Annotated in this window: 22 protein-coding genes and 1 tRNA gene; 11 read left to right on the plus strand and 12 right to left on the minus strand. The window is 67.3% G+C overall.

Features of this window, described 5'->3' with window-relative positions:
• Positions 1–106 precede the first annotated feature (106 nt).
• The 7 genes from OCL97_RS09425 to OCL97_RS09455 all read left to right on the plus strand — a co-directional run bounded on the left by OCL97_RS09425 (position 107) and on the right by OCL97_RS09455 (position 6,729).
• Positions 107–2,209: a TonB-dependent receptor gene (locus OCL97_RS09425; protein ID WP_377369620.1), complete on the plus strand. Its 2,103-nt coding sequence runs from the start codon at positions 107–109 to the stop codon at positions 2,207–2,209.
• Between the two features lie 661 nt (positions 2,210–2,870).
• On the plus strand, positions 2,871–3,782 hold the full coding sequence (locus OCL97_RS09430; RefSeq protein ID WP_377369622.1) for a MotA/TolQ/ExbB proton channel family protein: 912 nt from the start codon (positions 2,871–2,873) through the stop codon (positions 3,780–3,782).
• Between the two features lie 5 nt (positions 3,783–3,787).
• Positions 3,788–4,219: a biopolymer transporter ExbD gene (locus OCL97_RS09435; protein ID WP_304775719.1), complete on the plus strand. Its 432-nt coding sequence runs from the start codon at positions 3,788–3,790 to the stop codon at positions 4,217–4,219.
• A 9-nt stretch (positions 4,220–4,228) separates the two neighbouring features.
• Positions 4,229–4,927, plus strand: a complete 699-nt coding sequence (locus OCL97_RS09440; RefSeq protein WP_377369624.1) for an energy transducer TonB — start codon at positions 4,229–4,231, stop codon at positions 4,925–4,927.
• A 79-nt stretch (positions 4,928–5,006) separates the two neighbouring features.
• Positions 5,007–5,828, plus strand: a complete 822-nt coding sequence (locus OCL97_RS09445) for a LytTR family DNA-binding domain-containing protein (protein WP_377369626.1) — start codon at positions 5,007–5,009, stop codon at positions 5,826–5,828.
• Between the two features lie 40 nt (positions 5,829–5,868).
• Positions 5,869–5,945 (plus strand) — tRNA-His (locus OCL97_RS09450).
• Positions 5,946–6,048: 103 nt separating this feature from the next.
• Positions 6,049–6,729: an isochorismatase family protein gene (locus OCL97_RS09455; protein WP_377369628.1), complete on the plus strand. Its 681-nt coding sequence runs from the start codon at positions 6,049–6,051 to the stop codon at positions 6,727–6,729.
• A 136-nt stretch (positions 6,730–6,865) separates the two neighbouring features.
• Here the strand turns inward: OCL97_RS09455 and OCL97_RS09460 are convergent, their stop codons facing one another.
• Positions 6,866–7,684, minus strand: a complete 819-nt coding sequence (locus tag OCL97_RS09460) for a flagellin (protein ID WP_305338974.1) — start codon at positions 7,682–7,684, stop codon at positions 6,866–6,868.
• 448 nt (positions 7,685–8,132) lie between these two features.
• Here OCL97_RS09460 and OCL97_RS09465 point away from each other — a divergent pair, with 448 nt between their 5' ends.
• Positions 8,133–9,590, plus strand: coding sequence for a carotenoid oxygenase family protein (locus OCL97_RS09465; RefSeq protein WP_377369630.1), 1,458 nt, complete (start codon positions 8,133–8,135; stop codon positions 9,588–9,590).
• A gap of 110 nt (positions 9,591–9,700) precedes the next feature.
• On the opposite strand, the gene OCL97_RS09470 is transcribed toward OCL97_RS09465, so the two are convergent.
• The 10 genes from OCL97_RS09470 to OCL97_RS09515 form a co-directional block, all read right to left on the minus strand.
• Positions 9,701–10,504: a DUF1295 domain-containing protein gene (locus OCL97_RS09470; protein ID WP_377369632.1), complete on the minus strand. Its 804-nt coding sequence runs from the start codon at positions 10,502–10,504 to the stop codon at positions 9,701–9,703.
• 14 nt (positions 10,505–10,518) lie between these two features.
• The gene (locus OCL97_RS09475; protein ID WP_304783251.1) at positions 10,519–10,926 is read right to left on the minus strand and encodes a nuclear transport factor 2 family protein; all 408 of its coding nucleotides are present in this window, start codon (positions 10,924–10,926) and stop codon (positions 10,519–10,521) included.
• A 17-nt stretch (positions 10,927–10,943) separates the two neighbouring features.
• Complete coding sequence (locus tag OCL97_RS09480; RefSeq protein WP_377369634.1) at positions 10,944–12,164, minus strand: acetyl-CoA acetyltransferase; 1,221 nt, start codon at positions 12,162–12,164, stop codon at positions 10,944–10,946.
• 70 nt (positions 12,165–12,234) lie between these two features.
• Positions 12,235–13,293: an SO2930 family diheme c-type cytochrome gene (locus tag OCL97_RS09485; RefSeq protein ID WP_377369636.1), complete on the minus strand. Its 1,059-nt coding sequence runs from the start codon at positions 13,291–13,293 to the stop codon at positions 12,235–12,237.
• Positions 13,290–14,516, minus strand: coding sequence for a parallel beta-helix domain-containing protein (locus OCL97_RS09490; RefSeq protein ID WP_377369638.1), 1,227 nt, complete (start codon positions 14,514–14,516; stop codon positions 13,290–13,292). Before OCL97_RS09490 ends, OCL97_RS09485 begins: the two co-directional genes overlap by 4 nt.
• A gap of 146 nt (positions 14,517–14,662) precedes the next feature.
• Positions 14,663–15,406: an aminoacyl--tRNA ligase-related protein gene (locus OCL97_RS09495; protein ID WP_377369640.1), complete on the minus strand. Its 744-nt coding sequence runs from the start codon at positions 15,404–15,406 to the stop codon at positions 14,663–14,665.
• A 238-nt stretch (positions 15,407–15,644) separates the two neighbouring features.
• Positions 15,645–16,856 (minus strand): acyl-CoA dehydrogenase family protein, encoded by a 1,212-nt coding sequence (locus OCL97_RS09500; protein ID WP_304783238.1) that lies wholly within the window; start codon positions 16,854–16,856, stop codon positions 15,645–15,647.
• A 94-nt stretch (positions 16,857–16,950) separates the two neighbouring features.
• Positions 16,951–18,168 carry a glycolate oxidase subunit GlcF gene (gene glcF / locus OCL97_RS09505; protein WP_377369642.1) on the minus strand — a complete coding sequence of 406 codons (1,218 nt, stop codon included), beginning with the start codon at positions 18,166–18,168 and terminating at the stop codon, positions 16,951–16,953.
• Positions 18,169–19,218 (minus strand): glycolate oxidase subunit GlcE, encoded by a 1,050-nt coding sequence (gene glcE, locus OCL97_RS09510; RefSeq protein WP_377369644.1) that lies wholly within the window; start codon positions 19,216–19,218, stop codon positions 18,169–18,171.
• Positions 19,196–20,695 (minus strand): FAD-linked oxidase C-terminal domain-containing protein, encoded by a 1,500-nt coding sequence (locus OCL97_RS09515; RefSeq protein ID WP_377369646.1) that lies wholly within the window; start codon positions 20,693–20,695, stop codon positions 19,196–19,198. Before OCL97_RS09515 ends, glcE begins: the two co-directional genes overlap by 23 nt.
• 122 nt (positions 20,696–20,817) lie before the next feature.
• On the opposite strand from OCL97_RS09515, the gene OCL97_RS09520 reads away from it, so the two are divergent.
• Genes OCL97_RS09520 through OCL97_RS09530 form a run of 3 tightly spaced genes read left to right on the plus strand, consistent with a single transcriptional unit; the run spans position 20,818 to position 22,907 of the window.
• Positions 20,818–21,588 carry an SDR family NAD(P)-dependent oxidoreductase gene (locus OCL97_RS09520; protein ID WP_377369648.1) on the plus strand — a complete coding sequence of 257 codons (771 nt, stop codon included), beginning with the start codon at positions 20,818–20,820 and terminating at the stop codon, positions 21,586–21,588.
• Positions 21,589–21,598: 10 nt separating this feature from the next.
• Entirely contained in the window at positions 21,599–22,174 is a 576-nt protein-coding gene (locus OCL97_RS09525; protein WP_377369650.1) for a hypothetical protein, read from the plus strand.
• Between the two features lie 7 nt (positions 22,175–22,181).
• On the plus strand, positions 22,182–22,907 hold the full coding sequence (locus OCL97_RS09530) for a dienelactone hydrolase family protein (RefSeq protein WP_377369651.1): 726 nt from the start codon (positions 22,182–22,184) through the stop codon (positions 22,905–22,907).
• Positions 22,908–22,967: 60 nt separating this feature from the next.
• Here the strand turns inward: OCL97_RS09530 and OCL97_RS09535 are convergent, their stop codons facing one another.
• Entirely contained in the window at positions 22,968–25,517 is a 2,550-nt protein-coding gene (locus OCL97_RS09535) for a TonB-dependent receptor (protein ID WP_377369653.1), read from the minus strand.
• Positions 25,518–25,840 lie beyond the last annotated feature (323 nt).

A 25,840-nucleotide genomic window follows, 5' to 3' on the forward strand; every position in this document is an offset into this window, starting at 1 on the left:
CAAAACGATCTCGAAGGCGCCGCGTTTGGACTTCAGATCGAAAACCACTTGAGTGGTGTTATGATATAACATAGTGGACTCCAGAATTGCTTCCTGGGGTTCCCACATGCGCGCCAAAACACTCCTTCTCGCCGCTGTCGGCGTGTCTGCCCTCTGCGCCGGCCAGGCGATGGCCGAGGACGTCGGCGGCCCCACCGTCTCGGAACTGGTGGTCACTGGCGCGCCCTATGCGGTGTCCCTCGACAGCGCCACCACCCACATCAACATCATCACCCAGGAGCAGTTGGCCACGGCGCCGCCGGTGGGTATCGGCGACCTGCTGAACGGCATGCCCGGGATAAGGTCCACCTCCTACAGCCCCGGCGCCAGCCGGCCGATCATCCGGGGCCTGTCGGGTCCGCGCGTCCTGATCCTGCAGAACGGCGTCGGCCTGGTGGACGCCAGCTCGCTGTCGCCGGACCACGCCGTGGCCTCCGATCCCGGTGACGCCTCGCGCATCGAGATTCTGCGCGGCCCCTCGACCCTCGCCTATGGCGGCTCGGCCATCGGCGGCGTGGTCAATATCCTCGACGAGCGCGTGCCCTCGGCGGCGGCCCAGGGTGGCGCGGATGGCCATGTGTCGGCCTCCTATGGTTCGGGCGATGACTCCTATGCGGTTTCGGCCGGCCTGAAGGCGGGGCAGGGGCCCTGGGTCGTGGCTCTGGACGCCGTCCGACGCGAAAGCGGCGACTACGACACCCCGGTCAATCCGGTCTCCACTCATTATGAAGCCGCCAACGGCGTCACCGCCTTGCCGGACCGCGCCGTCCGCAACACCGACGTGGATCTTACCGCCTATGGGGCAGGGGTCTCCTATGTCGGCGAGGCCGGCTTCATCGGCGCCTCCATCAAGCGCACCGAGACCCGCTATGGCGTCCCGTTCCCGCAGATCGTTCAGGTCGGCCCGCCGCCGGAAGAGGGGCCGGTCTTCATCGACCTGAAGCAGACGCGCTACGACCTGCGTGGCGAGACGGCCCTGGACCAGGGGCCCTTCGAGACGGTCCGCGCCTCCGTGGGCTATGCCGACTACGAGCACCAGGAGATCGAGGTCGACACCGGCGCGGTTGGGACAACCTTCCTGTCAAAGGGCGCCGAGGGCCGAATCGAGCTGGTCCAGCGCGAGCGGGACGGCTGGAAGGGGGCCTTCGGCCTCCAGGTCCTGGGCCGTGACTTCCAGGCTCTCGGCGGCGAGGCCTTCATCCCAGCCGTGGAGATCGGCGAGCTGGGCGCCTTCATGCTGCAGCGCCTGGACCGTGACGCCTGGGGCGTGGAGGGCGGGCTGCGGGTCGACACCCGCACCCTCGAAGCCGATCTCCGGGGCCGTCCCACCAGCGACGCGGCGGCGGGCGACGGGATCAACTGGGCCACGGCGTCGGGGAAGCAGGACTTCACCAACGCCTCGGCCTCCGTCGCCGTTTTCTGGCGGCCGGCCTCCGCCTGGTTCCTGGGTCTCAGCCTGGCGCACAACGCCCGGGCTCCCACCGAATTCGAACTCTTCGCCGACGGCCCGCACGGCGGCACGGGATCCTACGAGATCGGCGACCCCACCCTTGACGCCGAGCAGGTCACTTCCCTGGAGGCGACGCTTCGGTGGACCGGGGAAAACGGCAAGGTCGAGGCTCATCTCTACCGCGCCGCCTACCAGGGCTTCATCGACGAGGCGCGCACCGGTGACATGGTGGACGACGCCGGGGCGCTTGATCCGGCCGGGGAACTCCCGGTGGTGCGCTTTATCCAGTCCGACGCCACTTTCTATGGCGGCGAGGTGGAGGGGACCTATGACGTCTGGCGCCATGGTGACGGCGTGCTCGCCCTGCAGGGCGCCTATGACTACGTCCACGGTCGGACCGACAGCTGGCCGCCCGCGCGGATCCCGCCCTATTCGGTGACGGGGCGCATGGTGTGGACCGCGCCGCGCCTGGATGCTCAGGTGGAGGTGCGCTACGTCGGCAAGCAGGATCGCGTCAGCACCTTCGAGCCGCCGACCGAGGCCTACACCCTGCTGAGCGCCCGACTGTCCTACCGGCCCCTGGCCGATCAGGACTTCAGGGTCTTCCTGGACGGGCGCAACCTGACCAACGAGGAGGCCCGCGAGCACGCCTCCTTCCTGAAGGACATCGCCCCTCTGCCGGGCCGCACCCTTCGTGCGGGCGTCACATACAGCTTCTAGGCTGGGGCTGCCCCCTCCCCTGGGCGGGGGTGTGACGCGGTCCAGCGACGTCGCCCCTGGCGGCGTCATCAACTGTGGCCGCCAGGCCATGGCGGGCGACTTCCGCCGACGACTCGGGCGGACCGGTCTTGACGCCCGCGCCCCAGACTCCCATTTCCCGATCGTACCGCGGCCTGACCGAAAATCAGGCGTGAAGGCCTCCGGGCTGTTCAGCGACCGTGTTATTTCAAGACCCACGTTCCGCCGAATATGCTGCAGTGCAGCGCAGAAATTCCCCCGCTAGTAGAAAAACGATCAGGATTACTTGCGGATCACGTTGTGCGGTGCAGCAATACCGTATCCTCCATTGCACCCGTATGGTTACGCTTGGCGGTAAGCCCCCTTGACGCTTGGAAAAGGGGTTGCCAAAGCACCCCTGCCGCACGTCTAACATAGCGGTAAGACTTCAACTTCCCCTCGGGGCAGGCGAGGTCGCTCCCGCCCTCGGAACGCGAGGTCGCCAAATGGCGACGCGGGTTACGGGTCGGGCGCAGCGATAGCGGCTCCGTCGTTCCTCTCGTGGTTACGAGCGGGACTGCGGGCAATTTCAATTGGGGTGGACACGCTCTCGCGCGACGACCCTCGGTCCAAACGTGCTAGACCAATCAGGAACTGGCGACAGATGCTCGACAACAAACGAACGACTCCTTTCATCGCTCTCTTCGGCGCCTTGGTGCTGATGACGAGCGCGCCGGCGTTCGCGCAGGATGCCGCCGCACCGGCCGCCCCTGCTGCTGACGCCGCCGCTGCGGCTCCCGCCGCTGCTCCGGCTGACGCCGCCGCCGCCGCCCCTGCTGCTGAGGCCGCTCCGGCCGAAGAAGCTGCTCCGCCCCAAATGGAAAGCGCTGGCAAGCTCAGCGTCATCCAGATGGCCATGGACGCCGGCGCCGTCGTCAAGGTGGTCATGATCGGCCTGGTGCTCTGCTCCATCTTCTCGTGGACTCTGCTGGTCACCAAGCTGCTCGAGTATGGCGCTCTTAACCGCCAGACGGACCGCTTCCTCGAAGCCTTCCGCACCGCCAAGACCATCAACGACATGGGCCGCATCGGCATGTCAGACGAATTCGAAGGCAATCCGCTGGCCGATATGGCCGCCGCGGCCGCCCAAGAAGTCGAACTGTCCCGCCAGGCCGGCCTTGCCGTTTCCGGTACTCACCGTGACGCGGTCATCCACCGCGCCGAGAACGCCGTCGCCGCCGTCCAGGCGTCGCTCGGTGGTCGTCTCTCCAGCGGCATGCAGTTCCTGGCCTCGGTCGGTTCGTCCGGTCCGTTCATCGGTCTGTTCGGCACCGTCTACGGGATCATGACCTCGTTCATCGGGATCGCGAACACCAACACGACCAACCTGGCCGTCGTCGCCCCCGGTATCGCCGAGGCGCTGCTGGCCACCGGTATCGGCCTGTTCGCCGCCATCCCGTCGGTTATCTTCTACAACTACTTCCAGACCCGCATCTCCGCTTACGGTGCGCGTACGGAAGGGTTCGTGGCTGAGCTGATGAACGGCATCTCCCGGCAGCTCGACAAAGGGGCCTAAGCACCATGGGCGCCAAACTCTCAGGTTCTGGGGGTGGCAGGTACGCCGTGGAAGCGAACAGCGAGATCAATGTGACGCCCTTCGTGGACGTCATGCTGGTCCTCCTGATCATCTTCATGGTGGCGGCACCCATGGCCGCCGTAACGGTGAAGGTCGCACTTCCCAACGCGGTGGCTCCGCCGTCTACCAACCCTCCCAAGCCGGTCTACATTTCCATCCAGGAATCCGGTCGCCTGTTCATTGGGGACATTCCCACTGAGATCGCGACCCTGGGTGACGACCTGCGGAAGAACATCGGCAACAAGCGCAACCCGGAGAAAGAGCGGATCTTCATTCGCGCCGATAAAGGGGTCCTCTACGGGGACTTCATGGGCGTGATGAACCAGCTCCAGGACAATGGGTTTTATAGCGTGGCGCTGATCGGCGAAGATAAGTAGGGGTGGAGCATGGCTGAAGACATCACCCACCCCGGGCACAACCCCTTTGATGCGCCACGCAAGAAGCGCAACAACGGGGTGACTGCCGCCATCATCGGCTCTGTCGTTGTCCACGGCGTGGTCGGCGTCTACCTCTGGAAAGCCAAATTCCAGTCGGAGTTCAAGGAATACTCGGACGAAGTGACGGACGTGGCGCTCATCAAGCCCGCCCCGCCGCCGCCTCCGCCGCCTCCGCCTCCGCCGCCGAACACCCCGCCGCCGCCGCCGCCCAAGCTGCAGCCGCGGCCTCCGGTGAACGTGCCGTCTGATATGCCGACGATCCCCCCTCTGCCGGTTCCGCCGGTAGAGAAGCGGATCGAGGAACCGAAGCCCCCGGCTCCGGCTCCGGTGGCGCCTCCGCGCCCCTCGGTCATCAGCAACCCTGACTGGTCGCGCCGTCCAAACGCCGAAGACCTGGCCCGGTACTTCCCGGACCGGGCTCAGCGGATGAACGTCGAAGGCCGCGCGACGATCAGTTGCACGGTCACCGCCAGGGGCACGCTGGAAGGCTGCTCGGTGGTTTCGGAAGATCCGGCGGACTACGGCTTCGGTGAATCCACCTTGCGGGCTTCCAAGCTCTTCAAGATGAAGCCGAAGACCCTCGACGGCGCCCCGATCGAAGGCGGTACGGTTCGTATCCCCCTTCGTTGGGTCCTGCCGAAGGGCTGAGCCTCCGGGCTCCCCTGTAAGAACGAATTGGCCCCGGAGGTTCGCCTCCGGGGCTTTTTCTTTGCGCTATGCTGGACCCATGACGACGCAGGATCCGATCGGTGGGAAAGGGGGCGACCGGCAGGGCGACCGCCTGTTCATCGCGCTCTTCGCCCTGGGCGCCAGCAGCGTGATCGTGGTCGACATCTTCAGCACCCTGCACGACCGCGCGCGGTTCGGTCATCCCGTACCCTGGTGGGAGCCCGCGGTCTGGGAGGTTTCCAGCGGCCTGGTCCTCACCGCCTTGGCGCCCGGGGTCCTGTGGCTGGTGCGGCGGATCCCGCCGCGCCTGACGTCGCCCTTCCGCTGGCTCGCGGTCCACCTGGCCTGCGGCCTGGCCTTCTCCCTGGTTCACGTTGTGGCCATGGGCGTGCTGCGCAGCGCGGCCTATCGTTTGGTCGGGGATGTCTATCACCCGCTGGGGCCGCTTGGAGAGTGGCCCTATGAGTTGCGCAAAGACCTGCTGATCTATGCCGGCCTTCTCGCCGCCTATCCCCTGTGGACCGCGTTCCGCGCCCGGCGCGCGCCACCGGACGCTCCGGCCGACATTCTGGAGGTGCGCGACGGCGCCCGCCGGGTCTTCCTGCCGGTCAGCGAAATCCTCTGGGTGGAGGCGGCGGGCAACTATGTGGAGCTGCACACCGCCCAGGGCGCAGCCGTCCTGCACCGCGCGTCCCTGGCCCAGATGGAGAAGAGTCTGGCGGGCTTCGTCCGCATCCACCGCTCACGCCTGGTCAATCGCGCCGCCGTGGGCGAGGTGGAGACCAAATCCTCTGGGGATTTCGCCGTGCGTCTCGGCTCAGGGCAGACCTTGCTGGGAAGCCGGCGATTTAGGGCCGCGCTGCTGTCGCCCGCCGCTTGATCCCGCCGCCACGCCCGACTAGAACACGCCTTCGCGATGCGCCGCCTTAGCTCAGTTGGTTAGAGCGCCGGTTTGTGGAACCGGAGGTCCTCAGTTCAAGCCTGAGAGGCGGTACCATCGCTATCCCGTCGTCCTGACGGCTTCCCCACACAACCCCAGGCGATGTTCGCGCTCTGTTCGCGCGGTCGAGAATCGTGTCTGTTCCTTACGGGAGGACGCCATGGAAGCCTTGCTGCACAACTGGCACATCGAGGCGCGCGAGTACGCCCGCCAGGAAGACCGGCGCGGCCGCCGCCACGCCTATGGGCGCATCGACCCTGTCGCGACAGCCCTGCTGGTCATCGACATGGTGCCGTTCTTCCTGAACGAGCTCCCCTATACCCGAGGCATCGTTCCGAACATCAGCCGCCTGGCCGACGCCTTGCGCGCGGCCGGCGGGACTGTGGCCTGGGTTGTGCCCACCAACGGCGCCCCCACGGCCGCCTCCACCGAGTTCTACGGTGAGAAGGTCGCCACCATGTACGCGGCCAGCGGCGGTGAGGGGAGCCTGGCCGAACGGCTCTGGCCCGAGTTCCGGGTGCATGAGGGGGATGTCCTGGCGGAGAAGTCGGCCACCAGCGCCTTCTTCCCAGGTCGCTCAACCCTGCCGCCGATGTTGGAGGCGCGCGGGATCGACACCGTGCTGGTGACCGGGACCCTGAGCAATATCTGCTGTGAATCCACCGCTCGCGACGCCAGCACGTTGGGCCTGCGGGTGATCATGGTGGCCGACGGCAATGCCGCGCGTCGCGACCAGGACCACAACGCCGCGCTCTACAACGTCTACCGCAGCTTCGGCGACGTCCGGCCCACCGACGAAGTCCTGGACCTTATCAGGGCCGGAGCAACCGTTCCGGCTTGAAGGCGCCGAAGGGCGCGCGCGACAGGTGGGTCCAGGCGCGGGTCGCGATCCGCGCGGGGGGGCGCCACGCGCAGCAAAAAGGGGAGGCCTCTTGCGAGACCTCCCCTCCTTACACGTACTGGAGTTCTTGTCGGGCTTAGCGGAAGAGGCTGAGCAGGCCCGACGAGGAGCTGTTGGCGATCGACAGCGCCTGCACGCCAAGCTGTTGCTTGGTCTGCAGCGAGGTCAGTCGCGCGCTTTCCTTGGCCAGGTCGGCGTCGACGAGGTTACCCACCCCGGCGTCGATGGAGTCCTGGAGCTTGCTGACGAAGGTCAGGTGAGCGCCGAGCGACTTGGAGCCCGTACCCATCTTCGACAGAGCGGTCGAGACCGTGGAGATCGCTGTACCGACGGTGGCGATCATGGCCGCGGCTGTCGTCTGGGTCGAGATCGAGCCCGTGCTCAGGCTGATGCCGGCCAGGGACAGGTCCTGGGCCTGGACCGTGATCTTCGAGCTGCCGTCGTCATTGGCCAGGGCGGCGATGGAGGTGCCGGTGGCGCTGATCATGTTCACGCCGTTGAACGTGGCGTTCGAAACCGACTTCCCGATCTGGTCGCGCAGAGCGTTGAAGTCGTCGTTCAGGGCGGTCCGCGACGCTGTATCCAGGCTGGAGTCGGAGGCCGCCAAGGCCTTTTCCTTCATCTGCAGAAGCAGATCGGAGACGGCTTCGCCACCGGCGATGGCGACGTCCACGGTCGATTGCGAGCGCTGCAGGGAGTCCTTGACGGCGTTCAGAGAGCCGGAGGTGGCGCGTTGGTTCTGGGCGATGGCCCAGATGGCGCCGTTGTCTTTCGCCGAAGCGATCTTCTTGCCGGTGTTGATGCGGTTTTGGACCGTCATCAGCTCGGAGCTGGTCTGGTTCAGGTTCTGAAGGGCGACCATGGCCCCGACGTTGGTATTGACGCTATTCGGCATCTTGGAAAACCCCACTTTTAGGTTTCGTTCACCGTTTTGGTGACCGCAAGCATTTTTGCTCTGTCACCGTTGTAGTGGGGCAGGGTTTTTGAATCGTTACGCGAAGATGTGTGAGTTATGAATCCCGGGAATACTCTGGCCGTTCCTTAAGTTTGATTCACCAAGAGTCATAACGAACGGCGACGAGAGTCTAAGGGGCGGCGGGCCCCGACCCATGACTCTCGGGCGATTCAGCGGGACTCCACATCAGCGAGAGGGCCCGCGCTGTTAAGGACGTCGGGCGTGGAGCCCCCTCAATTTTGTTTCAAGGATCGCTGAGATTCTTTCCTCGCGCGGCTCTAAAGGCCCGAAATTGCCCTAAGGGCGCCCTCGCTCCGGCGTCGCGGCGCGGCTAGAGTCGCCCGATGGCCCCGCCTCAGAAGGGCCCGCAACCGAGGACGCGCAATCCATGAAGGTCGAACGGCTTCCGCCGGTGGTCACCAGTCTGCTGCCCAGCAACCATCCCTATCTCAACGGGGCCTGGACGCCGCTGCACGAGGAGGTCAACGCCACCGACCTGGAGGTGACCCACGGCGCGATCCCCGCCGACCTCGACGGCGTCTACCTGCGCAACACCGAGAACCAGGTGCAGCAACCGCTGGGCCGCTTCCATCCCTTCGATGGCGACGGGATGATCCACCAGATCGAGTTCCGGAACGGCCAGGCCAGCTACCGCAACCGTTTCGTCCGCACCCGTGGCTTCGAGGCCGAGCAGGAGGCGGCCGGTTCGCTCTGGGGCGGCCTGGCCGATCCCGTCCAGCTGGCCAAGCGTCCGGGCTGGGGCGCGCACGGCTTCCTGAAGGACTCATCCTCCACCGACGTCGTGGTCCACGCCGGCAAGGCGCTGTCGACCTTCTATCAGTGCGGGGAGGGCTACCGCCTCGATCCCCTGACCCTGGAGCAGGAGGGGCTGGAGAGCTGGGTGCCCATCGACGGCGTGAGCGCCCATCCCAAGGTGGACGAGGCCACCGGCGAGCTGATGTTCTTCAACTACTCCAAGCACGCCCCCTACATGCACTATGGCGTGGTCGGACCCGACAACCGGCTGAAGACCTATATCCCCATCCCGCTGCCGGGCCCGCGCCTGCCGCACGACATGGCCTTCACCACCCACTATTCGATCCTCAACGATCTGCCGGTGTTCTGGGACGCCAAGCTGCTGGAGCGGAACATCCACGCGGTGCGGCTGCACGAGGGCATCCCCTCGCGCTTCGCTATCGTCCCGCGCCACGGCGGCGAGATCCGCTGGTTCGAGGCCGCGCCGACCTACGTCCTGCACTGGCTGAACGCCTATGAGGAGGGCGATGAGATCGTGCTGGACGGCTATTTCCAGGAAGACCCGACCCCGGAGCCGAACAAGGACGCGCCTCCCGGCTTCGAGCACATGATGGCCTATCTCGACGAATACCGGTTCAAGCCCAAGCTGCACCGCTGGCGCTTCAACCTGAAGACCGGCGAGACCACCGAGGGCCACCTGGACGATCGCATCCTGGAATTCGGCATGATCAACGCCCGCTACGCCGGACGGAAGTACCGCTACGCCTATTCCACCGTGGCCGAGGTGGGCTGGTTCCTGTTCCGCGGCTTCGTGAAGCACGACCTGGAAACCGGCGAGAGCAGCGAGTTCATCCTGCCCGAGGGCGTCTATGCCAGCGAGGCGCCCTTCTGCCCGCGGGTGGGCGCGGTGGACGAGGACGACGGCTACCTGGTGAGCTTCCTCACCGACGAGAACGCCGGCACGTCGGAGTGCATCCTGCTGGACGCCAAGGACATCGCCGCCGGTCCGGTCTGCCGGATCAGGCTGCCGCACAAGCTGTGCAGCGGCACCCACGCGGTCTGGGCGCCACGGGATATGCTCGGCGCCTAGACCCTTTCCGGATCAGGTTGAATCAACCTGATCGGACAAAATGGGTCTATCTTCTTCAATCTAGAGCATGTCCGGGCGGCGAACCGGCGTCCACTTGCGCCTGACATGCTCTAGGAGACAACCTTCTTCGGCGGCATCGGCACGAAGCCCGAGGTCCGGGCCACATAAGCCTCGTAGTCCGGGCGCTTGCGGCGCATGCGGCCCTCGACCGTCGGCACACCGCTCCACTTGGTGAGCAGGAAGGTGATCAGCACCGGGCCGACGATGGAGGCGGCCCCCACCAGGCCGGTATCGGCGGCGATCAGCCACAGGCCCCACCAGGCGCAGGCGTCGCCGAAATAGTTGGGGTGGCGGGTGTAGCGCCAGAGGCCGGTGTCCAGCACCTTGCCGTTGTTGGCGGGGTCGGCCTTGAACCGGACGAGCTGCCAGTCGCCGAGGCTCTCGAAGGCTATGCCCACCACGGCGAGGGCGACGCCAGCCCAGGCGAGGGCGCCCAGGTCGGTGGTGGCTTGGATCTGGCCCAGTTGCACGGGCAGGCAGACGATGAACTGCAACGGCATCTGCAGGGCGAAGACCAGCAGGAGGGAGGCCTTCGGATAGTCCCAGCCGCGCTCCAGCTTGGCCTTGCCCATCATGGTGGCATAGCGGCGGTCAGCGCCATGCTTGCGCCAGCGCCAGAGCAGATAGACGCCCAGTCTCATGCCCCAGATGGCGCAGAGCCCGGTCAGCAGGGCCGCGTGCGGCCCGCGTCCGCCGGTGATCAGGTAGCTGGTCCAGGCCATGACCACCATGCCGAGCGGCCACCAGCTGTCGATGAAGCTCGGGTCCTGGATGCGGATCGAATAGAGCCACAGCGCGATGAACAGGGCGACGGAGACCCCGGCGTTCAGCAGCAGCAGTTGAGCGATTTCCATGGGTGTCCTCTAACTCACAGGGCCGGGCGGTCGATGAGGGCGGTGAGCCAGGCGCTGCGCGGCTCCCCGGCCTTCTGGGCCTCTATGACGCCGATATCGACATAGTCGCGCCAGCCGCAGATCAGATCGCCACGGAATTCGATCACGGCGGCGTAGGGCGCGGCCACGACGGCGCCGTCCTTGGCCACATACTCGTCGACGCCTTCCGCAAACAGGCGGTCGCCGCTCTCGGCGTGGTCGAACATCCGCCAGCGCACCTGCGCGATCTCGCCCTTGAAGCGCTCCAGGAACCTGCGCGCCTTGACCTTGCCGATGAGGGGCGGGGCGACGGCGGCGGCGTAGTGCCAGACCACGTCGTCGGTCATGCGCGCCAACACGGCGTCGATGTCGCCCCGGGTCCAGTCCGCGATCAGGGCCTTCATCAGCGCGAGCTTTGGGCTCACAGGCCGACGACCAGGCTGACCGTGGTGGTGGTGGAGCCACCGATGTTCAGGGTCTGGACCGTCCGGGCGCCCTCCACCTGATAGTCGCCGGCCTTGCCGGTCACCTGCTTGTAGGCGTCCAGCGTCATGCGGACACCGGTGGCGCCCACCGGATGGCCGCCGCCGATCAGACCGCCGGAGGGATTGATCGGCAGGCGGCCGCCCATCTCGATGGAGCCGTCCTCCACCGCCTTCCAGGCCTCGCCCGGCGCGGTCAGGCCGAGGTGCTCGATGGCCATGTATTCGGTGGTGGTGAAGCAGTCGTGGGTCTCGACGGCATGGACCTGGCTCAAGTCGTCGATCCCGGCCCGGGCGCGCGCCTCGTCGATGGCCCGCTTCACCTGCGGGAAGACATAAGGTTCGCCGGCGCTGGCGCGCACCTTGCGGTCATAGCTGATGGGTGCGGAGCGGTGCCCCCAGCCCTTGATCTGCGGCAGGCTCTCCAGAGGCAGGCCGCGCTTGTCGGCATAGGCCTTGGCCGCCTTTTCCGAGGCCAGGAACACCACGGCTGAGCCGTCGGTCACCTGGCCGCAGTCGTTCTTGCGGATCATCCCCTCGACGACCGGATTGGCCTCGTCGTCGTCGGTGAAGCTCTTGTCGTTGAAGGCCCAGGCCCGCGTCTGAGCGTTGGGGTTCTTCTTCCCGTTGGCGAAGTTGATCTCCGCGATCCGCATCAGGTGCTCGTACTTGAGGCCCCAGCGTCGGTCATATTCCTCGCCCAGGTCGGAGAAGGCCTTGGGCCACAGATAGGTGGCGTCCTGGAACTCGTGCCCGGCCCAGGCCGCGGCGCCCAGGTTCTGGGCGGCCTGCTGGCCCGAGACATTGCGCATCATCTCCAGTCCGACGACGCAGGCGGTATCGTAACGGCCGGCCTCGATCTCGGCGGTGGCCGCCAGGATCGCCACGCTGCCCGAGGCGCAGGCCGCCTCGTGGCGTGAGGTGGGCATGCCGTCGAAGTCGGGGTGGACCAGGCCGAAGAACCCGCCCAGCAGGCCCTGGCCGGCGAACAGGTCGCCGACGAAGTTGCCGACGTGGCCGGTGTCGATGTCCTTGGGCTCCAGGTCCACGGCGGCCAGGCCCTGGCCCACCACCTCGGCGAAGGCGTCGGCGAAGTCCATCTGCTCGCGCGCCCAGTTCTTCGAGAAGTCGCTCTGCCAGCCGCCCAGGATGTAGACCATGACCTTCGTTTCCTCTTGGGGCGCTCTTGCCGTCGCCCTGTGGCGACAAGAGGCGTCCCCTGGTTGGGTGTCAACGCGAAGCCGGAAGGCTCCGCAGATAGTCGGCGATCAGGGCCACGCCTTGCTCATCCACCAGGGACCGGCCCAGCTCCGGCATCATCACGCCCGGTTCGCGGGACTTCATGCGGTGCAGCAGGATGGAGGTTTCAGGACGGCCCGGATCGATATCGAATTCGAGGCCGCCGGACCCGCGCCCCGCCGCCACAGGCCGGCGGCGGACGCCCAGGTTGGCGGGGTCGGTCTCCTCCAGGTGCAGGAAGAGCCCGGAGTTGCTCGCCATGCCCTCGGGGTTGTGACAATGGCCGCAATTGGCGTCGAGATAGGCGCGCGCCCGGTCGGCCAGGGGCTCGGCCGGGTCGTTCCAGACCGCCGTGCGGGGCGTCGCGCGCGGAGCGGGTGCTCCGGCCAGCAGGCCCGTCTTCGTCCAATGGGACAGCTGGTTCTCGCGCCGCGACCCATAGGCCAGATCGCCATTCAGGTTGCGCGCCTTGGGACCGATGGGCGCCAGCACGCCGGAGAGGGAATGGCACTCCTTGCACTGGTTGGTGTTGGGAACCGCATAGTCGATGGTCAGCGGCCTGCCGGCGTGGTCCATCACCGAGACCGGCAGCCGCGCCCCGGCGCGCTTCAGCACCGCCTGGGTCTGCTCGGGGTTCCAAACATAGGTCAGGGCCACCCAGCCCTGGGCCTTGTGGATCAGCAGGCGGGTCTCGATGAACCGAACCTGGTCCCCCGGTTTCCGCAGGTCGGCGGGATAGGCGAAGGTCTTCACCAGGGTCGCCCCCACCGGGAAGGCGAAGGCGCCCGTGGCGGCATAGGTCGCCTGGGTCCCCGGCGGCAGAAACAGGAAGCGGGACTTTTCCGAGTGGTCGCTGAACAGCGGGGTGTTCAGGGCATAGGGCGTCAGGCCGGCGTTCGGAGCCCGCGCGCCCTGGTCGGTGAATAGCCGGTAGGCGTCGAGGGTCGGCGCCGGCGCCTCGGCCAGCAGCGCGTCCAGCGCCACGGGCGCGGGCTGGGGCGCCGCCCCAAGCGACAGGACCGCCGCCAGCAGAGCGGCGAGACGCATCATGAGGCGGGCTTGTCCTGACCGACCGGCAGCACCACGGCGGCGCGCTCCGGGAGGCCTGGCGATCCGAGGGTCGCGGTGACCGTCGGCTTGGCGGCTTCCACCTCGCCCGCCTTGGGAAGGTTCAGGTTCAGCACCGGGCCGTCCTTCAGGTACAGGCGCGGGGCGGGTCCGTCGTAGCCGGGATAGGTGGTGACGCCGTCCCAGAGGATCGGAGGCAGAGACCCGCCGGTCGCCGCGGCGAGCATCTTGCCGCCGGGCAGGCCGGGCAGCCAGCCGTTGCGCCCCAGCCGGTTGTCCCGCACCACGATGTCCCGGGGCAGGGGATTGTAGCTCTTGTCGTCGAAGCTGCGGCTGAAGCTCACCAGCATCACCGCGCTGGTCTGATTGCCGGAGATGTCGTTGTCGAACACGTGGACGTCGCGGTTGGCCATCAGCATGATCCCGACCCCCACCGGCACACTGGCCACGATATTGCCCTTGGGCGCGAAGTTCGGCGTGTCGTTATCCACCACCTTGTTGCGGAAGATGCGGGTGGAGTGGCCGCCCATCACCGGCAGGCCCGGCAGGTCGAACACCAGGATGCCGCCGGTGTTGTGGGTGGCGACATTGTCGAACACATCGGCGTCGGTGGAGTTCTCGATCTCGATCCCGGCGACGTTGAACTCCGCCAAGCTGTTGCGGACGATGATGTTCTTCGACTGGCCGACATAGATGCCGGCGTCCGAGGCGCCGCGCACCGTGACCTTGTCGATCAGCACATTGGTGGAGGAAACCGGATAGACGCCGTAGGCGCCGTTGGTCTCCTTGGGGCCGCCGGTCCACTGCACGGTCAGGCTGACGAAGCTGATGCGGTCGGCGCCCTTGGACTTGATGCCGTCGCCCTTGCTGTCCTGCAGGGTCAGGTCGCGCACCGTGACACCGTCCGAGGTGATCAGCAGGCCCTCGCCCGCGCCCTTCTGGCCGGCAAAGGAGAGCACGGTCTTTCCCTGACCCGCGCCGGTCACGGTGACGTTGTCGACGTCGAGGGAGAGGCCGTCGGTGAAGTCGAAGCGGCCGGCGGCGAGGGACACCACGTCGCCCGGCTTGGCGTCGAGCAGGGCGGTCTGCAGCCGCTCCTGGGCGTCGGGCCCGGGGTTGACGGTCAGGGTTGCCGCCTGGGCCGTCGAGGCCAGCAGCACGGCGGCCAGGGTTGCGCCCCAGAGCGCCGGTTTCGGTGTGGCCATGACGTCGTCCTCCGTATGGGCGGCGCTCTCGCGGGCGCCGCTCTCTGGATACGGAGAATGGGCCAAGACGGACGCCTTGTCAGGGCTGACCCAAGGGAAGTGGGGCGAGGTTTTCCCCGGCCGGCGGACCGGCCGGGGCAGGGCGCCTACCGGGCGTCGGCGACGCTCCAGTTGTAGACGCAGCGGTCCAGGCCGATGGCGATCTCCAGCACCAGGACCGCCACCTCGCGCACCTCGCCGCCCTTGGTGGGGAAGCGGGCGACTTGCGGGAAATCGGTGCGCCGGGAGATGGAGCAGACCTCCATCCACTTGTCGCCGTTGTCGACCTCCACATCCATGGTCACCTGGGAATAGGCGGGCAGGCGGTCGGAGGGCACGATGCGCGTGGGCAGGCGCACCATGGCCTCGATCATCGCGCGCACCGGCTCCAGGCTGGCGGCGTGATAGTCGTTGGCGGTGTCGGCGGTGTAGGCGCACTGGAACTCCATCTGCCAGAACTCCTTGAGCCGCATGTGCTTGCTCACCTGGTCCTGCTCGCGCCGGAACGACTTTCCGGACTGCCAGACACACAGGGGCATGCGCACCTTGGCGTGACTGTTCAGCAGGTGCTGCATGTAGGCGTAGGTCGAGGGCGTGGTCTCCGGCCGCAGGACCAGCTGGGCGTCACCCAGGCGCTCGATGAAGAAGATGTCCTCGGGCCCATAGGCCTCCGACACCAACTCGCGCGGCGTCAGCTGCGGCGCCTCCACCCGGCGGATGTCCCAGGCGGGGTTGGCGGTCGTCAGGAAGGCGGAAACCTCGGCGGCGAAGTGGGCGGCCATCATGTCGCGCAGGCGAATCTCACGGTCGGTCCAGTGGACCAACCCATTGGATTGGTAGAGGGAAAGCACGGCGGCTCCTCCAGATAGAATTGGGAATGTCAGGCGGTGGTTTCACGTCCCCGGAGCGCCCGGGAACGGCTCACGCCTGGTCCCGCGGTCTATCCGAAGACGCGCAGACCTCGGCCGCCGCGGGCGTTCAGCACGCTCCGCAGGTCGGTCATCGCAGCACTGGCGGTCGAGGTGGCCATGGCGGCGCTTTAGGCGTCGGGCGCGCGCGGGTCAACCGCACGCGCCGGAAAGCCCAATCCTAGTAGGTGTGGATATTGGTGTCGGGCAGACCCAGGATCCGCTTGGAGATGATGTTGTTCTGGATCTCGTAGGACCCGCCGGCGATCGTCCCGGACTTCACTCGCAGGAAGGCCCGCGCGGCGGCCAGCTCCTCGGCGCTGAACTCGTCGCCGGCCCAGGCCAGGCCGTTATAACCCATGGCCTCCACCACCATCTCGGCGTGGTTCACATTGATGCTTGAGGAGGCGTTCTTCATGATCGAGGTCGCCGCACTGGGGCCGCTCTGGTTGCGCGCCTCCAGGGCCACCCGGGCGTTGGTGAGCTGGTAGGCGCGGGCGTTCATGTCCTGCTCGATCAGCCGGGTGCGGAAGTCGCGGTCGGCCAGCCGGCCGGTCGCATCGACGCCGATGTACTTCTTGGCGATCTCGCGGAGCGCCCCCGGATTGCTCCGCGCCGGCGCCCCGCCGCCGCCTGACAGGCCGTTGCGCTCGTGCTGCAGCAGCCGCTTGCCGACCGTCCAGCCGCCGTTCAGCGGCCCCACCAGGTTCTCCTTGGGCACCTTCACATCGGTGAAGAAGGTCTCGCAGAAGGGCGATGACCCGGAGATCAGCAGGATCGGCCGCGGCTCGACGCCCGGCGTCTTCATGTCGATCAGCAGGAAGCTGATCCCCTCATGCTTCTTGGAGGGATCAGTGCGGGTCAGGCAGAAGCACCAGTCGGCATACTGAGCGCCAGAAGTCCATATTTTTGAACCATTTACGAGGAAATGATCACCCATGTCCTGAGCTTTAGTCTGCAGGGACGCGAGGTCCGATCCCGAGCCCGGCTCGGAATAGCCCTGGCACCAGCGCAGCTCGCCGCGCACGATGGGCGGGATGTGGCGCTGCTTCTGTTCCTCGGTGCCGTATTCCAGCAGGGTGGGACCAAACATCATCACCCCCATGCCGCCGATGGGGTTCCAGGCGCCGACCGCAGCCATCTCCTCGCGCAGCACGCGGGCCTCGGCGCTGTTCAGGCCGCCGCCGCCGTATTCCGACGGCCAGGTGGGAACGCCCCAGCCCTTGGCGCCCATGCGCTCCTTCCAGAGCTTGTAGTCGCCTTCGACGGGGACCGGCGCCTCAGCGGCGGCGATGTCGCTGCGGCTCTTCAGGGACGGGGGGAAGTTCTCCGCCAGCCAGGTCTTGGCCTGGGCGCGGAAGGCGTCGAGATCGGCGCCGCCAAAATCAGCCATGGTCGTTTCCCTAAATGTCTTTGCGCCGACGTGGTCGAGCCCGCCCGCTTATCGCGACATGAGACTGCCGCGGCGGCAGGCTGTCAACGGCGAGTCAGGGCCGGGTGACCTCGTCCACCGCCTCCAGCCAGTGGCGGACGGGCGCGGGGGAGTCGGGCGCCAGGTGCATCCAGCAGCCGATGTTGGCGGTGTAGATGGCCGCCGGCTGGTGGGCGTTGAGATTGGCCAGCTTGGCGTCCTTGAGCTTGCCCGACATCTCCGGCTGCAGCAGCGAATAGGCGCCGGCCGAGCCGCAGCAGATGTGGGCGTCGGCCACGGGCTGGGGGTCGTAGCCCAGGCTGCGCAACAGGGTCCCGATGGCGCCGGTCAGGCGCAGGCCGTGCTGCAGGGTGCAGGGCTCGTGGACCGCGATGCGCGGTTGCGCGGGGGCTCGGCGCGCGGCGAGGTCAGCCACCGACAGCAGCTGGACGGGGTCGCGCACCAGGGACGCCACCACGCGGGCCTTCTCGGCATAGGCGGGGTCGTCGCGCAGGACGTCGGGATAGTCCTTGATGAAGGCCGCGCAGCCGCTGGAATTGACCACCACCGCCTCCGCGCCCGCCTCGATGTCGGGCCACCAGGCGTCAATATTGGCGCGCGCGGCGGCCGCGCCCTCGTGCGGCGCGTCCAGATGGAAGCTGACGGCGCCGCAGCAACCGGCGCGGGGGGCTTCAACCAGGCTGACCCCCAGGCGGTCGAAGACGCGGGCGGTGACGGCGTTGAAGTGCGGGGCCGCCGCCGACTGGGCGCAGCCGGTCAGCATCAGCATCCGCCGGAGGTGATGCGGGGCCGGCCGCGGGCCTGGTGCGACTCGCGGGGTGATCTTCGCCTGCAGGGTCCGGGGCAGGATCGGGCGGACGAGCCGGCCCACGATAAGCGCCGCGCCCAGCAGGGCCGCCGAGCGGGTCACTCTGCGGATCACCGTCCGCGCCAGCCGTTCGGTCCAGGGCCGGCCGACCTGATCGAGCACCGCCTCGCGGCCGATATCGTAGAGCCGGTGGTACTGGACGCCGGAGGGGCAGGTGGTCTCGCAGGCCCGGCAGCTAAGACAGCGGTCGAGGTGCTTCAGCGTGGTCTGGCTGACCGGCTGGCCCTCGAGCGCCTGTTTCAGCAGATAGATGCGGCCGCGCGGTCCGTCGAGCTCGTCGCCGGTGATCTGGTAGGTGGGGCAGGTGGCGTTGCACATGCCGCAGTGGACGCAGGCGCGCAGGGCCCGGGCCGCGATCTCGCCCCCGGTCGTGTCGGCCAGGGGCCCCTGGATGACGGTCTTCATCTAGAGGCCCTCATACATCCGGCCGGGATTGAAGATCCCCGCCGGGTCCAACGCCGCCTTCACACGGCGGTGCAGGTTGAAGGCGCCTGGCGCAAGCGGCTGGAAAACCTCGCCGTTCTCGGCTTGGCCTCTGTACAGGGTCGCGTGCCCGCCGAGCTGCGCGGCGCGCGCCCAGACGTCGGGATCGACCGTGTCGGCGGTAAGCCAGCGCTGGCCGCCGTCCCAGTCCCAGGCCGTGGCCTCGAAGCCTTCGGCGGGACCCGTCGGCGGCAGGGACACCCGCCACAGGACTGGCGCCTCGAACACGGGGTGGGTCATGTGGCGGAAGGCGTCCCAGGTCTCCAGCGGCTCTTCCTCGCCTCCCAGTTCGGCCCGGGTCGCCGCGACACCCGCCTCGCCGCCGGAGAGCCGCAGGTGCAGGTGTCGCCCGTCATGGAAGGCGCCCGACAGGGGCAGGGGGCGGCCCATCAGGCCGGTCACCCAGGTCCGCGCGGCCTCTCCCGCCATCTCGAAGACCAGGGCCTGCTCGGCGCGCGGTCGGGGCGTCACGCGCAGGGAGATGTCCAGGATCGGACCGAAACAGCCCAGGGACCCGGCCATCAGCCGGAAGGCGTCGAAGCCGGCCACGTTCTTGAACACCGTGCCGCCGAACCGCAGGACCTCGCCCTGGGGGTTCATGATCCGGGCGCCCAGCACATAGTCGCGCAGCGGACCCACGAAGGGTCGGCGCGGCCCCGACAGTCCCGTCGCCACCGCCCCGCCGAGTGTGCCGGCAGGCCCAAACACCGGCGGTTCGAAGGCCAGCATCTGGTTCTCGCCGGCCAGCAGGGTCTCGACCTCTGACACCGGCGTCCCGGCCCGCGCGGTGATCACCAGTTCGCTGGGGTCGTAGTCCACGACGCCCCGATGCCTGGCCAACGACAGCAGCTCACCTTCGACGGGACGGCCATAGAAGGCGCGCGTCCCGCCGCCCTCCAGGCGCAGAGGACCCCCGGCGCGGACGCGCTCGGCCAGGCTCTCGGTAAGGTCAGAACCGGGGGAGGTGCGCAAACGGCAGTTCCCCATGGTGGATGTGCATGCCGCCGAACTCCGCGCAGCGGGCGAGCGTCGGGATGGCCTTGCCGGGATTGAGCAGGCCCTTGGGATCAAAGGCGGCCTTCAGGGCGTGGAAGGCGTCGATCTCGGCGCTGCTGAACTGGACGCACATCTGGTTGATCTTCTCGCGGCCAACCCCGTGCTCCCCGGTGATGGTGCCGCCGACGGAGACGCAGAGCTCCAGGATCGCGCCGCCCAGGGCCTCGGCGGCGTCCTGGTCGCCGTCCTTGGCCGCGTCGTAGAGGATCAGCGGGTGCAGGTTGCCGTCGCCGGCGTGGAAGACATTGGCCACCGCCAGGCCATGGACGTCCGACAGCCGGCTGATCTCGGTCAACACCTGAGGCAGGGCCCGGCGAGGAATAGTGCCGTCCATGCAGTAATAGTCCGGCGCGATGCGGCCTACGGCGGGGAAGGCGCCCTTGCGGCCGGCCCAGAACCGCCGGCGCTCGTTCTCGTCGCGGGCCTGGCGGACTTCCGTGGCGCCGCAGGACGACAGCAGGGCCGAGACTCTGGCGATTTCCTCGGCCACATCGGGCCCCGCGCCGTCCAGCTCGCACAGCAGGATGGCGGCGGCGTCCTTGGGGTAGCCCGCGAGCGCGAAGTCCTCGGCGGCGCGCAGGGCCGGGCCGTCCATCATCTCCAGCCCCGCCGGAATGACCCCCTCGGCGATGATCTCGGCGACAGCCTGGGCCGCGACCGCCACATCGTCGAAGGCGGCCAGCAGTACCTGGGTGGTCTCGGGCAAGGGCGTCAGCTTGACGGTGATTTCGGTCACGACGCCCAGCAGCCCCTCGGACCCGGTCATCAGGGCCATCAGGTCAAAGCCCGGCGCGTCATAGGCGTCGGAGCCCAGGTGCAGGACCTCGCCCTCCAGGGTCACGATCTCCAGCTTGAGCAGATTGTGCACCGTCAGGCCGTACTTCAGGCAGTGCACCCCGCCGGCGTTCTCGGCGACATTGCCGCCGATGGAGCAGGCGATCTGGGAGGAGGGATCAGGGGCGTAGAAGAGGCCGAGGTGTGCGACGGCCTCGGAGATCGCCAGGTTGCGCACGCCGGGCTGTACCCGCGCGGTCCGCGCCTGGGCGTCCACCTCCAGTATGCGGCTGAACTTGGCCAGGCTCAGCAGCACGCAACCGGGGTAAGGCAGGGCCCCGCCCGACAGGCCGGTGCCCGCCCCGCGCGCCACCACCGGGACGCCGAGCGCCGAGCAGACCCGCAGGATCGCCTGCACCTGCTCCACGCTCTCGGGCAGGGCGACGACGGCCGGCAGGGAGCGGTAGGCGGCCAGGCCGTCGGTCTCGTAGGGCCGCAGGGCCTCCACAGTCGTCTTCAGCCCCTCGGCTGGCAGCAGGGGCTTCAGCGCCGCGATCAGGCGCGCCGGGTCGACCGGCGGGAAATCGGCGTCGAGGCGGGCGTCGAACTGATCGAGCATCACCCTTCTTGGTCCGGGCGCCGCAGGGGCGTCAATCACTTGGAACGCCGAGCTCAGAAAGACCTCGCAGCCGCCCCCGCCCGCGCTAGAAAGGTCGCAACAAACAAAACGGGAGTTAGGCCATGGATCTGCAACTCAAGGGCAAGACGGTGGTGGTCACCGGCGCGACGCGGGGCATCGGCCGGGCGATCGCCGACCTGTTCGCCGAGGAGGGCGCCAATGTCGCCATCTGCGCCCGCAACGCCGAACAGGTGGCCGAGACCGTCGCGGCCCTAAAGGCCAAGGGCGTCGAGGCCTGGGGCGACGTGGTGGACATCGCCGACGGCGCGGCCCTGAGGGCCTTCGTCACCACGGCCGGCACGACCCTGGGCGGTATCGACATCCTGGTCTCCAACGCCAGCGCCCTGGTCCAGGGCGCGCGGGAGTCCGACTGGAAGGCGATGTTCGACATCGACCTTATGGGGGCGGTCAACGCCTATGAGGCGGCCAAGTCCTTCCTGGAAAAGGCCGGCGAGGAAAAGGGCGACGCCTGCATGATCATCACCTCCTCGGTCTCCGCCGCCGAGGCCACGAGCGCCTCGGCCTATGGCGCCATGAAGGCGGCCCAGATCCACTACGCCAAGGGCCTGGCCAAGGAGGGCGCCGCCAAGCACGTCCGCTGCAACGTGGTCTCGCCCGGCACGGTGTTCTTCGAGGGTGGGGTCTGGGGCAATGTGAAGGCCGGCATGCCGGCCTTCTTCGAGCAGATGATCAAGCGCAACCCGACCGGCCGCATGGCGATCCCGGAGGAGGTGGCCGCGGCCGCCGTCTTCCTGGCCAGCCCGCGCTCGGCCTTCACCACCGGCATCAACATGCTGGTGGACGGCGCCATCAGCGCCCGTGTGAACTACTAGGACCAAGGCCATGGCCTACGACTATTATTCCCTGACCCTGGGCCGTGAGCGCACGGCCCAGAAGGCGCTCTCCGATCACCTGCGCGGGGCCATGGGCGCAGAACTGGCGGCGGTGTTCGCGCCGGTCCTGGGCTTCGCCTCTGACACAGCCCTGGTGCTGGTGAAGGATGCTGGCGGCGCCGCCGCTATCGCCTCGGCGCCGGGAGTGGTCGCCTCCGAACACCACAGCCTGACGCCCACCCTGCGGCCGGCGGACGATGTCCCACCCATGGCCGGCGGCATCTATGTCCACAACTGGTTCACGATCGACGGCGACGCGGTGGACGAGTTCGTGCGCCTGTCGGGCGAGGCCTGGCCCGACTTCGAGGCCCGCTTCGAGACGAAAATCTTCGGCCTGTTCCTGGCCGCCGAGAGCGACGCCGACCGGGTCAGCGGCGCGCGCCGTCTGCTGCTGATGACCCGCTACCGGGACCTCGGAGAGTGGCAGACCTCCCGCGACCCGACCTCGGCGGCGATGCAGGTCTTCGCCCGACGCCGCCAATTGACCCGGGTGTCGCTCGCCCGCGCCTGCCAGCTCATCTCCTGAGGACGCCATGATCGAACAGACCGTCGATATCGCCACGCCACACGGGGCGACCACCACCTTCATCGTCCACCCGGAGCGGGACGGGCCGCACCCGGTGATCCTGTTCTACATGGACGCCCCGGCGATCCGCGAGGAGCTGCGCGACATGGCCCGGCGGCTGGCGACCGCCGGCTACTACATCGTCCTGCCCAACCTCTACTACCGGGCCGGGGTGCTGGAGCTGGGGGGCTTCGCCACCGAGGCCGACCGGGCCCGCATGTTCGAGCTGATGGCGTCGATCAACATCCCACTGGTGATGTCCGACACCGCCGCCCTGCTGACCTATATCGACAGCGATCCCGCGGCCCGGAAGGGCCCCATGGGGGCGGTGGGCTACTGCATGAGCGGCCAGTACGCCATCAACGCGGCGGCCTACTACCCCGACAAGGTCAAGGCCGCGGCCTCCATCTATGGGGTCTCCCTCGTCACCGACGACCATGACAGTCCCCACCTGGCCGCCCAGAAGGTCCAGGGCGAGGTCTATTTCGCCTGCGCCGAGATCGACGCCTATGCGCCGCTGGAGATGGTGGAGGCCCTGGCGCAGTCGGTGACCGCCAACGGGGTCAATGGTGAGGTCGAGCTCTATGCCGGCGTCCACCACGGCTTCGCCTTCCCCCAGCGGCCCGCCTACGACAAGACCGCCGCCGAGCGCCATTGGGAACGCCTGCTGGCGCTGTTCAAGCGCAACCTCTAGCCACGAAAAAGGGCGGCGCCGAAATCGGCGCCGCCCCAGTTGTCGTTCTCAGTCCGCGGCTTAGAAGCGGTATTGCACTTCCACGCCGTAGGTGCGCGGGAAGTTCAGCTTCTGCGTCTGGCGTTGGTTGCCGCTGGAGGACGGCGAGCCGATGGTCGAGCTCTGGATCGCCACCTCGTCGGTCACGTTCTTGACATAGCCGATGATGGTGAAGCGATCCGCGGTGTCCTTCCACAGGGCCCGCACATCCGCCACCGTGTTGGAAGGCGAAGTGTAGCCGTCCTGGGCGAAGATCGTGACCTGCTGGTCGCCGGTATAGGTGGCCGTGGCGCCGAGCGTCAGGCTGCCCGCGTCGAAGTCGAAGGTGTAGTTGGCGCCCAGGTTGAACTTATTCTCAGGCGTCAGGGGCAGGTGATTGCCCACCAGGGTCTGCGGACGGCTGCCATTGGGCAAGACCACGCCGGTGGGACGTGCGCCGGCCTTCAGGGCCTTCGCATCGGCCGTATCGACGAAGCAGCAGCCGGTTTGCAGTTCGGTGTTCAGATAGGCGTAGCTGCCGAAGATCGAGAGGTTTTCGATCGGCGCCCACTGCGCTTCAAGTTCCAGGCCCCAGTTGATGGAGTCGAGGTTCAGGAACTGCGTGCCCGTAGAGCCGGTCGTCGAGTTCAGCACCACGGTGAGCGGAGCCTGGAAGCCCTTGTAGTCGGCGTAGAAGATCGACGAGTTCACCTGAACGCGACCACCGAAGGTCTTTTTCAGTCCGATCTCGTAGTTGTCCACGTATTCCGGATCGGCATAGGGGGACGGCGAGAGACCATTCGACGCGATCCAGCCCCCGGACTTGTAGCCGCGGCTGTAGCGAGCGTAGCCGTTGGTGTCAGAGTCCGGCTGCCACTGCAGACCGATCGTCCCGGACCAGGCCTGGTAGTCGGCCGCCATCTTGCGGCTCAGGCCGCCGGTCGCGACTTGGGTCAGGTTCGAATAGAGGGGATTGGCCGCGCAGCTGGCGATGGTCGGGCCGCCGCAGACCACGAAGGTGGTGAAGTCGACGGCGAGGTCGCCGGCGGCGACGAGCGGCACGCCGCCGGACCGCAGCACGGTCGTGGTGGTCGGGCTGCGCGAGACATAGCGCGCGAAGTCCGTGCCAGTCTTGTCGTCGGTGGTGTAGCGCAGGCCGGCCTGGAGGGTGAGGCTCTCCGTCAGCTTGTATTCGATCTGGGCGAAGGCGGCGTAGGAGTCGACCTGCAGGGTGCCGTCAACCAACAGGTAGTTGCCGTTCGGGTTGGGCGCTGCTGCGCCGCCGGTCGCCAGGTTGATCGGGTTCTGAACCGTCGGATCTCCGAGGACGCGCAGGCCCTGCGGCTGAGAGTATTCCTGATGATACTGATAGATGCCGCCGATCCAGGACAGCGGGCCATCGCTGTTGGAGGACAGGTTGATCTCGTTCGACCACCACTTCTGCTTCTCCTGGTAGAAGAAGCGCTCGCGCGGCGAGACGTTGCTGGCGGTGTAGGCGCCGAACGGCGTCACCGAGGAGACGTTGAACAGGCCCGACCTCGAGGAGCGGTCCTCGTCGCCATTGGTGTTGTAAACGTAGGCTTGATAGCCCGCGATGTACTTCAGGGTCGCCCCGCCCAGATCCCAGGTCATGTCGAAGTTCAGGCGGTGGTGATCGGAGAGTTTGCCCTCCATGGTGTCGTTCATCGCGATGGTGTAGCGGTCGGCGGTCGAGGGATTGACGCCGGCGAAGCCCAGGGTCGGGTTGTAGTAGAGGGCCGAGTTGCCCAGACCGACGACCGAAGTGGTGTCGTAGGGGCTGACCACGGCTTCGTGGATGTTGCCCACGCCGTAGCTGTCGTCCCAGTCGATCTTCCGGTAGCTGAGGCGGGCGGTGATGTTCTCACCGAGGTCAGCTTCGATCTGAGCGTCGATCAAGTAGCGCTTTACGGCGCTAGTGTCCCCGCCCGGCCCATTGTTGTGAATATAGCCTTCATCGCGGCGTTCCAGCGAGCCGCCGATCGAGTAGCGCAGGCCGTCGGTGATCGGGCCGCGCAGCAGGGCCTGGGTCGTCCAGGTCCCGTAATTGCCGACCGAGGCGCGAACTTCGCCGTTGAAGATGTCCGTGGGGCGCTTGGAAATGATGTTCATGGCGCCGCCGATGGAGTTCCGGCCGTAAAGCGTACCCTGCGGACCGCGCAGGATTTCCGTCCGCTCGATGAACAGCGACGGAGTCGAGGCGTCCGACATCGAGTTGGAGAAGATACCGTCCGAATACAGGGCCACCGACGGGTCGGTGCCGATGGAGTTGGTCAGGCGTCCGAAACCGCGGATCGAGATCCGGTCATTGTTGGTGTAGGCCATGCTGGGGCTGACGCGCGCCAGGTCCTCGACAGTGGCGACGCCCAGAAGGTCGCGCTTTTCACTGGTGTAGGCGGTGATCGCCACCGGCACGTCCTGCAGGCTGGCTTCACGCTTTTCAGCGGTGACCACCAGTTCCTCGATCATGAACGGAGCGGCGCCCGCTTGCGCCATGGCCGAACCGGCCGAAGCCAGAGCGACGGCGGAGACGCCGGCGACCAGCGCGCTCCGCATAAGCAGAGAATTCTTCATCCTAGTACCTCCCAACGCGTCCGGAGCTCTTGTACGGCTCTCGGCGGCAATACTTCGAGATAGCAGACTCGAACGGCGTTCGGATAGAGGTGAATTTGTGTGTAAAATCAATGCGGCGCTTGACCTTGGGTAACCGTCTCACCCGTTGTCAGTTGAAAATTGACCATACTCTTGCGCGCGCATGTCAATAAAACAACGTTCTACCAACATTCACCTCCCTAAAGCCGGGAATTGACGAAGCGACGTTATCTGAACCTGACCACGGGAAGGCCCGACCGCGAAAAGAATTTGCGCCGGCGGGCGGGACAGCAAAACGCCGCCCC

It is taken from the genome of Phenylobacterium ferrooxidans (assembly GCF_042714595.1).
GTDB lineage: Bacteria > Pseudomonadota > Alphaproteobacteria > Caulobacterales > Caulobacteraceae > Phenylobacterium > Phenylobacterium ferrooxidans.

What these genes read in the sequence shown, in the direction of transcription:
- glcF (WP_377369642.1), bottom strand. Translation starts at nt 18,168, where the DNA reads ATGAAGACCGTCATCCAGGGGCCCCTGGCCGACACGACCGGGGGCGAG.
- OCL97_RS09520 (WP_377369648.1), top strand. Translation starts at nt 20,818, where the DNA reads ATGGATCTGCAACTCAAGGGCAAGACGGTGGTGGTCACCGGCGCGACG.
- OCL97_RS09430 (WP_377369622.1), top strand. Translation starts at nt 2,871, where the DNA reads ATGCTCGACAACAAACGAACGACTCCTTTCATCGCTCTCTTCGGCGCC.
- OCL97_RS09500 (WP_304783238.1), bottom strand. Translation starts at nt 16,856, where the DNA reads ATGGCTGATTTTGGCGGCGCCGATCTCGACGCCTTCCGCGCCCAGGCC.
- OCL97_RS09435 (WP_304775719.1), top strand. Translation starts at nt 3,788, where the DNA reads ATGGGCGCCAAACTCTCAGGTTCTGGGGGTGGCAGGTACGCCGTGGAA.
- OCL97_RS09475 (WP_304783251.1), bottom strand. Translation starts at nt 10,926, where the DNA reads ATGAAGGCCCTGATCGCGGACTGGACCCGGGGCGACATCGACGCCGTG.
- OCL97_RS09425 (WP_377369620.1), top strand. Translation starts at nt 107, where the DNA reads ATGCGCGCCAAAACACTCCTTCTCGCCGCTGTCGGCGTGTCTGCCCTC.
- OCL97_RS09455 (WP_377369628.1), top strand. Translation starts at nt 6,049, where the DNA reads ATGGAAGCCTTGCTGCACAACTGGCACATCGAGGCGCGCGAGTACGCC.
- OCL97_RS09440 (WP_377369624.1), top strand. Translation starts at nt 4,229, where the DNA reads ATGGCTGAAGACATCACCCACCCCGGGCACAACCCCTTTGATGCGCCA.
- OCL97_RS09460 (WP_305338974.1), bottom strand. Translation starts at nt 7,684, where the DNA reads ATGCCGAATAGCGTCAATACCAACGTCGGGGCCATGGTCGCCCTTCAG.
- OCL97_RS09515 (WP_377369646.1), bottom strand. Translation starts at nt 20,695, where the DNA reads ATGCTCGATCAGTTCGACGCCCGCCTCGACGCCGATTTCCCGCCGGTC.
- OCL97_RS09445 (WP_377369626.1), top strand. Translation starts at nt 5,007, where the DNA reads ATGACGACGCAGGATCCGATCGGTGGGAAAGGGGGCGACCGGCAGGGC.
- OCL97_RS09530 (WP_377369651.1), top strand. Translation starts at nt 22,182, where the DNA reads ATGATCGAACAGACCGTCGATATCGCCACGCCACACGGGGCGACCACC.
- OCL97_RS09485 (WP_377369636.1), bottom strand. Translation starts at nt 13,293, where the DNA reads ATGATGCGTCTCGCCGCTCTGCTGGCGGCGGTCCTGTCGCTTGGGGCG.
- OCL97_RS09535 (WP_377369653.1), bottom strand. Translation starts at nt 25,517, where the DNA reads ATGAAGAATTCTCTGCTTATGCGGAGCGCGCTGGTCGCCGGCGTCTCC.
- OCL97_RS09525 (WP_377369650.1), top strand. Translation starts at nt 21,599, where the DNA reads ATGGCCTACGACTATTATTCCCTGACCCTGGGCCGTGAGCGCACGGCC.
- OCL97_RS09470 (WP_377369632.1), bottom strand. Translation starts at nt 10,504, where the DNA reads ATGGAAATCGCTCAACTGCTGCTGCTGAACGCCGGGGTCTCCGTCGCC.
- OCL97_RS09465 (WP_377369630.1), top strand. Translation starts at nt 8,133, where the DNA reads ATGAAGGTCGAACGGCTTCCGCCGGTGGTCACCAGTCTGCTGCCCAGC.
- OCL97_RS09480 (WP_377369634.1), bottom strand. Translation starts at nt 12,164, where the DNA reads ATGGTCTACATCCTGGGCGGCTGGCAGAGCGACTTCTCGAAGAACTGG.
- OCL97_RS09490 (WP_377369638.1), bottom strand. Translation starts at nt 14,516, where the DNA reads ATGGCCACACCGAAACCGGCGCTCTGGGGCGCAACCCTGGCCGCCGTG.